The following is a 12,494-nucleotide window of genomic DNA, read 5'->3' on the forward strand; positions in this document are numbered from 1 at the left end:
TGAAACATTAATACTATGAAAAATAGGGTTGATTTCCCTTTTTTGTAAATTAAAATATTAAGAAGGTACCAGTATATTCCCTTTTTTCTTCGCTAAATGGAATATAACCATTTTCCTTCGGTTACTATTATTATCCAATTGAAACCCTGCACATTCTTTTAGATTTAAAAACATAGGACAAGCTTTGTAACGAGTGTCAAAATGATTTAGCATACGAGGAGTTATACATGAATAAATGGTTAAGTGTATTCTTAGATAAAGTTGGTTTACATCTATTGCATCGTAAAAGAAGCGTACTGCCACAATTTCGTAATCATTTCGATTTACAGTCTTTCACCGCAATGAACCGGGACTCTTTTTATCATGTGAGAAGTGTTCCATCTCTTTCGTTTGAATTATCTTATCACGAACATTATCTATCAGGTTGTTACAAGTTTGACAGCCCCATTCATTCTGGAGATGCGGATAATGAAAACACAAGTGGGATCTGTTATTTGAGTAAACGTAATGAGGAACCCGTTCATGTAATCATGGTACATGGGTGGCGCTCAGACAACTTGAATAACTTTAAAGCGATATTCTTGAAACAGATGCTTAGGAGAAATTACCACGTCTATTTCCCTACTCTTCCCTATCATTTTAATCGGACAGCAGGAGGACTATATAGCGGGGAATATATGATTAGTGCGAATGTTGGAAGAACGGTAACAGCTATTAGACAAGCAGTTCTAGAGATTAGGGCGTTAATTCAGTGGTTAAAACAACATAAGGGAGGAAAAATAATACTCATTGGCATCAGTCTAGGAGGCTATTTATCGAATTTAATAAGTTTATATGAAAAAGAAATAGATGCACTTGTTTCGGTTATGTACGCTAATGATCTTTCTTTTGAAATTTGGCATACTCCTATTGGAAGGTACATTAAACAGGATTTAGAGATACATGGTTTTACATATGAGAAATTACGTCAGAGCTGGTCCATTATTCGCACAGATGAACAACAACCACTCATATCAAAAGAAAAAATTCTCCTTATCAGCGGGGAGTTTGATCAATATATCATGGAAAAAGATGCGAAAGGACTTTGGAGTGCCTGGGGAGAACCGCAGCGCCTTCTTTATCCGTACGGTCATGCAGGGATTATCTTTAATCGTAAGCAAATTGCCAAAGATACGCTGAAATTTATAGACAGTATCGTAACTGAAGGGAGTAGTTATGTTGATTGTATTTATCACCATACACATTCTACATAACATAATGACCATTATTTAGATTAGAAAAGGCTTCATTTCAATCGAGATAGGTCAGAACCTAAGGTTTATAGGAGATTAAATATAATTTAGTAAATCTAGAAGAGCTTTAAGTCCCTTTCCATCGAAGGAAAGCCAACTCTAAATGGTGGGGGCTCCCACTAGTAGCAATTGGTTATATGTTTGGAAAAATGAATACCTTGGAGGTTATGGATATGAAACAAAACAAAACTAAAGAAGAAACTATGAAATTACATGCGTATAAAAATGGATTTTTTACTTTTTTTATTATGTATCTAGTTACCGTTATTTTAAATGACTTGTTCTTTAAAATAGTTCTAATGGATTATAAGTATATATTTTCTCTAACATTAGTGCTAATGATTGTTGTTTATTATATAACTATGGCCTTACAGAAAAAATGTCATATACAGTAAGTAGACTCTAACCTATTTCTGTATTTATTATTAACTGGTATCCAACACTAAATCAAACAACATGTTAAAAGGATTGTGGTGCTGCTTGTCTAGCTACGATTGCCTAGCTACGATTGCCTAACAATATGGATTAAGAATATCGATATCAAAAATAAGAGAAATTGCTAGTACAAATAAAACAAGGTACCAATGCATTAGAATTAGTAACAGCTCGGGAGGCATATTTCTCAGAGTTTCCATTTTCTGTAATTTCCTATATTGGTATTTATTAACATACCCTTCATTTCTGATGTGGTTCAAGATGCTGAACGGGTTCAGCTCTTTTATACCGTTGATCGTTGGAGCTCCCGCTTTTCTACGTAGAACAATATATAGAAGCGAAATAGTAAGCTAGACCGTTGCCATCTAGAAAAAAGATAATCCATTGGGGTTGTCTTTTTTGATATGTGTAAAGAATATCCTTTAGTGTTCACCTAATTACTCAGATATTTATATGCTATAGAAGAAAGGGTGAGTGTAGAGGTTGATTCCTCCTTTATACTCACCCTCTTATTGTTCAAACATAATTGAATCATGTCTTAACCTACAATCATTATTGTATTATAATTTACTGGATTGATTAAATTGGATGCTTTACAGTAAAGATAGGGAAGAATAAAATTATATTTATTAGTTAAAGGATTGATTAAGTTGAAAAAAATTGCTGTATTAACTAGTGGAGGAGATTCTCCAGGGATGAATGCTGCTGTACGGGCGGTTGTAAGAAAAGGTCTTTATCTTGGTCTGGAAGTGTTTGGGGTTTACCGAGGGTATACAGGATTGATGGAGGGAGAAATCAAGAAATTTGACTTAGGTTCTGTAGGTGATATTATCCATCGTGGAGGAACGATGTTACATAGCTCTAGAAGTGAGGAGTTTAAAACAGAGGAAGGTCAACGAAAGGCAATTGACCAATTAATGAGTCATGGAATTGAGGGTGTCGTTGTTATCGGTGGTGATGGTTCTTACCGGGGGGCGCAAAAGCTAGCTGAATATGGTATTGCGACGGTGGGCATTCCAGGAACAATTGATAACGATATTCCTGGAACAGATTATACGATCGGTTTTGATACGGCGCTTAATACAATCGTAGATGCAATTGATAAAATAAGAGATACAGCCATGTCACATGAGAAAACCTCCGTGATTGAGGTGATGGGTCGTGACGCGGGTGATTTGGCATTATGGAGTGGGTTAGCAGGAGGGGCTGAATCCATAATGATTCCAGAGGTTTCAATTGATATTGGTGGAATTGTTGACAAAATACAAAAAGGAATAGAACGAGGAAAAAAGCACAGTATCATTATCGTAGCAGAGGGAAGCACGAGCGGTGTAGAGGTAGTAAAACAAATCAAAAACAGAATGAATCTTGAGCCACGCGTAACCATATTAGGCCACCTTCAACGAGGTGGAAAACCGACGGGATTTGATCGTGTACTAGCTAGTAGACTTGGGGCCTATGCTGTTGATCTACTTACCGATAATCAAGTTGGTGTAGCTGTAGGAATTGAGCAAAATAAGCTGGTGCACTATCCTTTTGATAAGATTTTAGGGAAGCCTCATCAAATAAATACAAACATGTTCGAATTAGCTAGTCAGCTATCTATCTAATCTTGATTAAATCTGGGGCCGAGATGTTGAAATTCCTAGGATAGAATGATTTAACAAAGTCTAATTTAGGCTAAAAGCGGAGATAATAAGTAAGGAAAAGAATTTTCTTAATTGGTTTTAAAGGAGGAGTTAGCTTGCAAATGACTTTGCAGATCGGTGATAGTGCCCCTGAATTTTCTTTAACTGCCACGAAAAAAGAAAAGATTTCGTTGTCTGAATATCGTGGCAAAAAGAATATTGTAGTGGCTTTCTATGGAATGGACTTTACACCTGGCTGAATCAAAGAAATTGCCTCTTGGAAAGAGGATTACAAAAGATTTGAAGAATTAGGTGCTGAGGTATTGGCCATTAGTGTGGATCATATTTACTCACATAATGTTTTTGCAGCAAGCATGGGGACTTTGCCTTATCCATTATTGTCAGATTGGCATAAACAAACAGTGAAACGTTACAACGTATTTAACGAAAAAGGCGAAACCGCCGTTCGTTCTGTCTTTGTAGTGAATAAAGATGGTGTCATTACATACTTGAACACTTCATTCAAAGCTGATAAGAAAGAAGATTATGAGGCCGTTTTTTCTGAGCTTGAAAAGTTAACGAAATAATAATTTCGAATGAACTATAGAATGACATCTTAGATGACTTCGTTTAAACGGGGTCATCTTCTTTTGTGAATTTTGTAATAAAACTGCTTCACTTTATGCTCAGCCGTTAATGCGTCCTCTACATCGCGTTCTCCCGCATTGAAAAATTGCCATGCGGTTCCTAATCATGTACACTTCAACTATAATTAATTTTATTTATGTAATCAAAAAAACTTTTAGAAGGTGGTGAGGTTTGTGGAAAATGTCAAGGATGAGTTTGAGTTTTTAACCTCCTTAATTCGAGGGATATCACAGCAGTTCGGAGATAAATGTGAAGTGATTTTACATGACCTAACAGGTGAATATGATCAAACAATTGTCGCCATTGAAAATGGGCATCTAACAGGAAGAAAAGTAGGAGATCCAGGCAGTAACTTGGGGCTAGAGGTGCTTCGTGGAACGGTCAAGGATGGAGATCGTTATAATTATGTAACGCAAACGAAAACGGGGAAGTTGCTACGGTCAAGTACCATTTATTTAAAAAATAGCAAACAAGAAGCAATTGGTGCGATTTGTATTAACTTTGATATCTCTGATTTCATCATGGCAGAAAATGCAATTAAATCCATCACAATGAGAGATATGGATCAAGAAGTCAAAGAAGTATTTGTGAATGATGTGAATGATTTGTTGGATTTCTTATTACAGGAGTGCCAAAATGAAATCGGAAAACCAGTATCTCATATGACAAAAGAGGAAAAGACTCAAGCCATTGAGTTTCTGGATAAGCGCGGGGCTTTCTTGATCAAAAAATCAGGGGATAAAATTTGCAAATTTTTCGACATCTCGAAGTTTACTTTGTACAATTATTTGGATACTATTCGGTCGAATGATTAATTAAAAGAATGAAAAAGTCAGAATAAATATATTCTGACTTTTTTTGTGCGTGCGTTATATTTTCTGTCATAAATTTACTAATAATTTCTTTGTAATTGATTGACAATTATGAAAGCTTAGATATAATAAACCTAAATATTTTTTTTGTTATCTAAAAATTTTTATTAATATTTTATTTAGGGGGGAACATAGGTATTTGTGAAAGGTGTTAAAAAAAATAAAAAGGTGGGGTAAGCATGGTGGCATCGCAGGGGGCAGTAGCCTATATTACGGTATTTATTGCTTTTACAGTTATGATGATTGTCGTTGGATACTTGGTTTCGAAGCGAGTGAAGAGTGGCGAGGATTTCTTAATGGGCGGAAGAGGACTGACTGCACCGCTATTAATTGGGACAACTGTTGCAACTCTTGTTGGTACTGGGTCGAGTATGGGAGCTGTCGGATACGCTTATACGAATGGGTGGGCTGGTGCCTTGTATGGTCTTGGTGGGTCTGTCGGAATGTTTGCCTTGCTATTATTATTTGCTGACGTGAGAAAATATAACTTTATGACATTATCAGAAGAGCTTAGTTTTTACTATGGAGCGAATAAAGTAGTAAAAGGATTTGCTTCGATCTTATTGTTTGTTGCTTCGATTGGCTGGCTCGGTGCACATATTTTAGGTGGCAGTTTATATCTTTCTTGGATAACAGGGATGGATCAGACGACGGCGAAAATCTTAGTCGTGTTAGGATTTGCGATTTATACGGTCATAGGTGGCTATTTAGCGGTCGTGTTTGTTGATACAATTCAAGGGGTGATTTTATTTCTTGGATTTATTCTCTTAACGGTTTTATCGTTGATAAAAATCGGAGGATACAAGGCTGGAACAAGTGAGCTGCCTGGTGAGATGGTGTCTTTTTTAGGGTTAGAGCAGTTGGGTGTTATTCCAGCAGTTTCGCTCGCTGTTGTAATTGCAGTCGGGGTTTTAGCAACACCATCGTATCGTCATCGCATTTATTCAAGTAACAGCATCGCTACTGTTAAAAAAGGCTTTCTAATTTCCGGGATCTTATTCGCAATTTTTTCAATCTTCCCAGCGATTGTTGGGATGTCAGCTAACATTATGAATCCGGAAATCGAACCTGGATATGCTTTTCCATTTTTAGCGACTGAAGTGTTTCCGATATGGATTGGGGCAATTATTTTAATGGCGGGTTTAAGCGCGACGATGTCTTCGGGTAGTTCAGATTTTATTACAGCTGTCACAATTCTTCTAAGAGATGTGTATCAAGTCTTCACTGGTAAAGTACCGAAAAAAGAAAACATGGTTAGAACATCACGAATAGCCTTATTTGTCACATTGCTCTTTGCATTTCTCTTAACATTAGGGGCAGATAATATTATCTCTTACATTTCCAATTTTATTTCAACTGTGATGTCAGGTCTTTTTGTTGCAGCAATCCTTGGGAAATTTTGGCCTAGAGCTACTTGGCAAGGTGGAATTGGTGCACTGGCAGGTGGGTCGATTACTTCCTTTGTTATTCTATCGAATCCAGACTTGGTGAGTTTTTGGGGAAATCCAATTCTTCCATCACTTATGGGTGCGCTAATGGCTGGAGTTGTCATAAGTTTCATTACTCCTAAAAATCATGTATCGAAGGAAGAAGCGTTAAATATTCTTTCAGAGGAACGAGCAAAGGTAGACTCGGGTTCAACGTTTGATGATGGGAAAAATATAAATATGTAAAACGAGTAGGAGGATATTATGTTTGATACACCAGCAGTATTAATCGATGAAGCAAAAATGAAAAGAAATATTAATAACATGCAAGCAACAATCAATCAGCAACAGGTTCGGTTACGACCTCATATAAAAACACATAAAATTCCTAGTATTGCAAATCTGCAATTACAAGCAGGTGCGATTGGAATTACGGTGGCGAAAGTGTCTGAGGCTGAGGTGATGGCAGCGCACGGCATCAAGGATATATTTATTGCTTATCCAATCGTTACCGAAACAAAAATTAGAAAAATGCTTGAATTAAGTAAAAAAATCAGGTTGATCGTAGGGGTGGACAGTCTAGCTGGTGCGAAATTAGTCGATCGACTAGCTAGGGAGGAAGCGCTTACAATAGAAGTGAGAATAGAAGTTGATACGGGTTTAAGAAGGACTGGCGTACAGTATCATGATGCGCCTCGTTTGGCCTTAGAAATAGCTAGGTTAGAGAGTTTGAATGTGACAGGAATTTATACGTTTAGAGGGGCACTATATCAAGGAAAACCGACATTGGATTTGGAAAAGGCTGGTCAAGAGGAAGGACAGCTGATGGTAGAGTTAGCCAAACAACTCCGTGATGCAGGAATTGAAATTCAAGATGTGAGTGTAGGGTCGACTCCTTCAGCGGATGCCGTATCCAAAGTGCAGGGAATAACAGAAGTTCGACCAGGTACCTATATATTTTATGACCGAATGCAAGCGGCTTTTAATGTGTGCCAACTAGAAGATTGTGCAGCCTCTGTTACGTGTACCGTAGTTAGTATTCCTTCAAACGATTTGATTGTCATCGACGGAGGGAGCAAAACATTTGCTAGCGATGTCCAACCAGCTGTGGCACCACTTCATTTAGAAGGTTTCGGTGCAGTTGTGAATGTACCCGGAGCCATATTTGAACGAATGACTGAAGAACATGGGATGATCAAAGTGCCAAAAACACATCGGTTAAAAGTGGGAGACAACGTCGAGATCATTCCAAACCACATATGTAGCACTGTCAACCTTCATAACTATGTATATTTGAAAACGGAAAATGGAGATTTAAAGCCTTTAGAAGTGTTAGCGCGAGGGAAAGTTCAATAAAGGAGGCGAGTCATGCTAGATTTACTAATCAAAAATGGAAGAATCGTTGATGGAACAGGGAACCCATGGTTTTACGGAGATGTCGGAATTAAAGAGGGGAAAATCACGCATGTCGGACGTGTATCAATTGAAAGCAAAGAAGTGATAGATGCTAATAAAAACATTGTATCACCTGGATTTATAGACGGTCATTCCCATTCAGATTTATTAGTCTTGAGAGAACCGCATAATGATATTAAGCTGCAACAAGGCGTTACGACGGAAGTAGTCGGAAATTGTGGGTTAGCACCTGCCCCATTTGTAAAAGAAAAAGGCAAGCTGTTAAAAAGTTATATTGAACCCGTTATCGGCGCAACATCGTGGGAATGGAATTGGGAGACGGTAGGGGAATATATCGAGGCGATTGCTAGCGCGAGAATCAGTGAAAACATTTCTACATATGTCGCTCACGGTTCCCTTCGTATTGCAGTTATGGGGTTTGAAAATCGCCCAGCCACAAAAGAAGAAATGAAGAAAATGAAATACTTGTTAGAGGAAGGCTTGCGAGCTGGAGCAATCGGCTTATCCATTGGCCTGCTTTATTCACCGGGAAGGTATTCGCCTAAAGAAGAAATCGCTGAATTATGCAGTGTGTTGCCAAAATACAATGGTCTTTTGTCAACACATATACGGGGAGAAGGGAATAATCTCCTTTCTTCTATTAAAGAAGTGATTTGGATCGCAGAAAAGAGTGGGACCTCCCTTCACATCAGTCACCTTAAAGTAGCAGGGAAAAGGAACTGGGGAGCTGCCATCCAAGCCTTGGAACTTATCGATGACGTAAGAGCAAGAGGACTTGATGTGACTTGCGATGTGTATCCATATAATGCAGGCTCGACGATGTTAACGACTTTGTTACCACCATGGACATTAGAAGGTGGTGTAGAAAAATGTTTGGAAAGAATCCGTAACATTCCAACTCGAGCCAAAATAGTCCGTGAGATGAAAGAAGAGCAAGAGGATTGGGATAATCTAATCGTATCAACTGGGTGGCAAAGCGTCATGGTCGCATCGATTTCAAGTGAAAATAAACATCTAGAAGGAAAGTCAATTTTAGAGATTAGTAGAGACAATGGGGTTGATCCGTATGAGCTCGCCTTACAATTATTAGACGAAGAAGAAGGCAATGTCGGCATTGTGTACTTCCACATGTCTAATCATGACGTAGAAGAAGTCCTTAAATATGATTATTCGTTAATCATCTCTGATAGTTTAGGGTGTGAAACTGGCAAGCCTCACCCGAGAACGTATGGGACATATCCAAGAATATTTTCTGAGTATGTCAGGAAGAAAAAGATATTTTCCTTAGAACAAGCGATACGAAAAGTCACCTCATTTCCAGCTCAAAGATTCCTTTTAGGAAATCGAGGCTTAGTAAGACCAGGCTATCAAGCTGATATAACGATTTTTAATCAAAATGACATTTTAGATACAGCTACGTATGAAGATCCAATTGCCTATCCGCAAGGCATCAACCACGTGATTGTAAATGGAATTCAAACAATAACAAACGGTGAGAATTTAAAGCGTTCTGGTGGTCTTATGATTGGCTCAAATACGTTCTTAACGTGTAAGTGTCATGGCTAGTAATGGAAAGTGAGGAGGATAAAGGTGAATACAGTTGAACAAAAATTAATTGACTTAGGAATTGAATTACCCGAAGCACCGAAGCCAGCTGCAATTTATGTGCCATCCAAAAGCTTCGGAAACCTTGTCTACGTCTCTGGACAAGATTGTCGCGTTAACAATATCTTAAAATACACAGGAAAAGTGGGGTCAGACTTAACGCTTGAAGAAGGCTATGATGCAGCGCGGCAAACGATTATTAACGCATTAGCTGTACTAAAAGAACAAATAGGAGAGTTTGACCGAGTGAAGCAAGTCGTCAAACTATTAGCACTGGTTAATTCAGCAGAGGGATTTGTGGAACAACCATATGTAATTAATGGTGCCTCTGAATTATTAGTTAAAGTGTTTGGTGAAGAAAGAGGAAGTCATGCTAGATCAGCTATTGGCTCAAATGAACTTCCATTTAATACTCCGGTTGAAATAGAGATGATTGTCGAAGTTGAGTAAGAGGTTAAAGATGAATAAAAGGAGAGAGACGCTATGTCAGAAATTGAACGTAAATTAGCAACACTAGAGATTACACTACAAAAGGTCCAAAAGCCTGTTGCAGCATTTGTCCCAGCGAAAACCGTCGGGAATCTAGTCTTTACATCTGGACAGGATTGCCGGATTGATGGGGTATTAAAATATGAAGGAAAATTAGGCTCAGACCTTACTATTGAACAAGGCTACGATGCCGCTAGACAAACGATGATTAATTTATTAGCGGTATTAAAAGAGCAGATTGGAGATCTTGATCGGATCAAACAAGTGGTTAAACTACTAGGCTATGTAAATTCAGCAGAAGGGTTCGTCGAACAACCGTATGTGATTAATGGTGCCAGTGAATTACTAGAAGAAGTCTTTGGAGAAAAAGGCAAGCATGCGCGTTCAGCGCTTGCAGCAAATGAACTACCATTTAATACTCCGGTTGAAATAGAAATGATAGTGGAGGTTTAGTAGAGTTTTAGATGATGATCTGTTAGGTAGTGGCATGAACTACGAAAAAAATGGGTAGTGGCTGGGATCTATGTAGGAAGCTTACTTGTTAGTAGGCTTCCTTTTGTTCTCGTTAATAAGTGATATCTGTCTTTGGGGAAGAAGCCTTGATAGATTCTGCATGAGACAAAATCTCATATGCGTATTGAGACTTTATTTGTAAAAGCAGTATGTCCCCTTTCTTGATTGTGGGACGATATTAGTAGGTTAGTGAAAAAGAAAGGTTACCTTGATAATGTTGATGAAAAAATCGACTCCTCTAGAGGAGTCGATTAGTGTTTATAGTTTATACTTGCAGTTCAAATTGTTTGGAGTAAAGGTGCGCATACGCTCCATTTCGTATAAGTAATGTATCATGTGTACCTTCTTCAGCAATACCGTCCTCTGTTAAAACAATAATTCGCTGTGCATTGCGAATAGTAGAAAGTCGATGAGCTATAACAATGGTTGTACGCCCTTTTGCTAGTGATTCCAATGATTCCTTTACGATGCTTTCACTCTCGTTATCTAGTGCACTCGTTGCCTCATCTAAAATGAGAACGGATGGATTCTTTAAGAATACACGAGCGATACTTAGCCGTTGTTTTTGACCACCAGACAGTTTGACCCCTCGTTGTCCGATCTCTGAATGGTAGCCATTTGGTAGGCTCATGATAAAGTCATGGGCATTGGCATGCTTTGTAGCAGTAATAATTTCTGCTTCACTAGCTACCGGGTTGCCATAACGGATATTCTCCATTACAGTACCAGCAAAAAGGTAAACATCCTGCTGTACCACACCAATGTTTTTTCTTAAAGACTCGAGGTCAATATCACGGACATTTTTGCCATCCAGTAAAATCTCTCCATCTGTCGTCTCATAAAAACGGGGGATGAGTGAGCATAATGTCGTTTTGCCTACTCCAGACGAACCAACTAACGCAACGTACTCGCCAGGGTGAATATGAAATGTCAGGTTTGCTAAAACATTGTTCAAATGGTTTTCGTAACGGAAGAAAACGTGTTTGAACTCAATATCACCTTCTACCCTTGATAGCGTGATCGCATTTGCTTTGTTTTCAATTGTTGGCTTGAGATTCATGATTTCCATAAAGCGCAAAAATCCGGTAAGTCCTTGCTGCAGCTGTGTGCTCATATGTGCAAGTCTTTGAATTGGCTCAGTCATATAGCTAATATACAGTAAAAAAGTGATCAAATCCGCTAAATCTAATCTTGCATTGACGATATTGGCACTTCCAAAAATGATTACCGTAATCGTAATCAGTTGAATAATCGTTTGAAAACTATTGTAAAAGAGTGCCTCAGCCTTGTACGTTTTCTTGCGACTATCAAGAAAACGGTTATTTTCACGGTTAAATTTATTAATCTCGATCTGCTCGTTCGCAAATGACTTTACGACCCGAATTCCTGCCAGACTATCCTCTACCTGTGCGTTAACGTCTCCAATTCGTTCTTTATTTTCTCTTAAAGCTTTAAACAGCATTTTATTAAAATACAATGAAAAGACAGCTAAGAGTGGCAAAAAACAGAATACCGCGATCGTTAACGGAGCATTAATCATGAACAAAATAACAAATGCTCCGATAAAGCGAACGAGATATTTTATATAGTCTTCTGGACCATGATGATACAGCTCGGAAAGCAACAACAGATCATTTGTTATCCTAGACATAAGCTGACCTGTTTTTTCCTTATCATAAAAGCTGAAGGAAAGCTTTTGCATATGCGCAAATAACTCACTCCGCATATCAGTTTCCATACACGCACCAACTTCATGACCTTTGTAGTCCACAAAGTAGGTCCCAATATTTTGGATGGCGATTAGGACAAGCATCAATCCACCAATCCAATATACTTCGCTTAACGCAGCGGATAAGTCTCCTTCCAAAACCTCTTTTGTAATATAGCGAACGAGTAACGGAAACACCAAAGTCAATAACGATACGATAGTAGCGCAAGTTAATACCGAGAAAAACAACGTTTTATACGGTTTATAATATGAAAAAAATTTTTTGAATGGAAAATGCATGATTTACCCCTTTTTTTTGTGTTATTTAGATAAACACATATAAGGGTAAACGCTTACAGTTTAAGAAAGAGTTTCACCCTTATATGTTAGTGCGAGTCTTTCTGTCATGTTTTTCATGTAAATTACCTCCTTGTTCATTAATCGTTCTTATTATAAACGAT

The 12,494-nt window shown here is 38.1% G+C and carries 11 protein-coding genes; 10 read left to right on the forward strand and 1 reads right to left on the reverse strand.

All coding sequences use genetic code 11. The features are described from left to right. The first annotated feature begins 227 nt into the window (after nucleotides 1–227). From SLH51_RS13430 to SLH51_RS13475, 10 genes are all read left to right on the forward strand, one after another. A complete protein-coding gene (locus tag SLH51_RS13430) occupies nucleotides 228–1,253 on the forward strand; it encodes an alpha/beta hydrolase (protein WP_335961823.1) in 1,026 nt (341 codons plus the stop codon). A 212-nt stretch (nucleotides 1,254–1,465) separates the two neighbouring features. Beyond that, on the forward strand, nucleotides 1,466–1,687 hold the full coding sequence (locus SLH51_RS13435) for a hypothetical protein (protein ID WP_335961825.1): 222 nt from the start codon (nucleotides 1,466–1,468) through the stop codon (nucleotides 1,685–1,687). Nucleotides 1,688–2,377: 690 nt separating this feature from the next. Then, a complete protein-coding gene (gene pfkA / locus SLH51_RS13440; protein WP_335961827.1) occupies nucleotides 2,378–3,337 on the forward strand; it encodes a 6-phosphofructokinase in 960 nt (319 codons plus the stop codon). 140 nt (nucleotides 3,338–3,477) lie between these two features. Beyond that, the gene (locus tag SLH51_RS13445) at nucleotides 3,478–3,942 is read left to right on the forward strand and encodes a redoxin domain-containing protein (RefSeq protein WP_335961898.1); all 465 of its coding nucleotides are present in this window, start codon (nucleotides 3,478–3,480) and stop codon (nucleotides 3,940–3,942) included. A 234-nt stretch (nucleotides 3,943–4,176) separates the two neighbouring features. Continuing rightward, a complete protein-coding gene (locus SLH51_RS13450; RefSeq protein ID WP_335961829.1) occupies nucleotides 4,177–4,818 on the forward strand; it encodes a helix-turn-helix transcriptional regulator in 642 nt (213 codons plus the stop codon). A gap of 236 nt (nucleotides 4,819–5,054) precedes the next feature. Beyond that, a complete protein-coding gene (locus SLH51_RS13455; RefSeq protein WP_335961831.1) occupies nucleotides 5,055–6,548 on the forward strand; it encodes a sodium:solute symporter family protein in 1,494 nt (497 codons plus the stop codon). Between the two features lie 18 nt (nucleotides 6,549–6,566). Continuing rightward, nucleotides 6,567–7,658 (forward strand): alanine racemase, encoded by a 1,092-nt coding sequence (locus tag SLH51_RS13460; RefSeq protein WP_335961833.1) that lies wholly within the window; start codon nucleotides 6,567–6,569, stop codon nucleotides 7,656–7,658. Between the two features lie 12 nt (nucleotides 7,659–7,670). After that, the gene (locus tag SLH51_RS13465; protein WP_335961835.1) at nucleotides 7,671–9,284 is read left to right on the forward strand and encodes an N-acyl-D-amino-acid deacylase family protein; all 1,614 of its coding nucleotides are present in this window, start codon (nucleotides 7,671–7,673) and stop codon (nucleotides 9,282–9,284) included. 24 nt (nucleotides 9,285–9,308) lie between these two features. Continuing rightward, nucleotides 9,309–9,773, forward strand: a complete 465-nt coding sequence (locus tag SLH51_RS13470) for a RidA family protein (protein WP_335961836.1) — start codon at nucleotides 9,309–9,311, stop codon at nucleotides 9,771–9,773. Between the two features lie 33 nt (nucleotides 9,774–9,806). Then, nucleotides 9,807–10,265 carry a RidA family protein gene (locus SLH51_RS13475; protein ID WP_335961838.1) on the forward strand — a complete coding sequence of 153 codons (459 nt, stop codon included), beginning with the start codon at nucleotides 9,807–9,809 and terminating at the stop codon, nucleotides 10,263–10,265. A 325-nt stretch (nucleotides 10,266–10,590) separates the two neighbouring features. Here the strand turns inward: SLH51_RS13475 and SLH51_RS13480 are convergent, their stop codons facing one another. Next, entirely contained in the window at nucleotides 10,591–12,333 is a 1,743-nt protein-coding gene (locus SLH51_RS13480) for an ABC transporter ATP-binding protein (RefSeq protein WP_335961839.1), read from the reverse strand. Nucleotides 12,334–12,494: the final 161 nt, after the last annotated feature.

This window comes from Halalkalibacter kiskunsagensis, from assembly GCF_037027555.1.
Lineage (GTDB): Bacteria > Bacillota > Bacilli > Bacillales > Bacillaceae_D > Halalkalibacter > Halalkalibacter kiskunsagensis.

Excerpts from the sequence above, each read along its gene's own strand:
- SLH51_RS13480 (WP_335961839.1), bottom strand. The coding sequence starts at position 12,333 with ATGCATTTTCCATTCAAAAAATTTTTTTCATATTATAAACCGTATAAA.
- SLH51_RS13455 (WP_335961831.1), top strand. The coding sequence starts at position 5,055 with ATGGTGGCATCGCAGGGGGCAGTAGCCTATATTACGGTATTTATTGCT.
- SLH51_RS13475 (WP_335961838.1), top strand. The coding sequence starts at position 9,807 with ATGTCAGAAATTGAACGTAAATTAGCAACACTAGAGATTACACTACAA.
- SLH51_RS13435 (WP_335961825.1), top strand. The coding sequence starts at position 1,466 with ATGAAACAAAACAAAACTAAAGAAGAAACTATGAAATTACATGCGTAT.
- SLH51_RS13460 (WP_335961833.1), top strand. The coding sequence starts at position 6,567 with ATGTTTGATACACCAGCAGTATTAATCGATGAAGCAAAAATGAAAAGA.
- SLH51_RS13465 (WP_335961835.1), top strand. The coding sequence starts at position 7,671 with ATGCTAGATTTACTAATCAAAAATGGAAGAATCGTTGATGGAACAGGG.
- SLH51_RS13430 (WP_335961823.1), top strand. The coding sequence starts at position 228 with ATGAATAAATGGTTAAGTGTATTCTTAGATAAAGTTGGTTTACATCTA.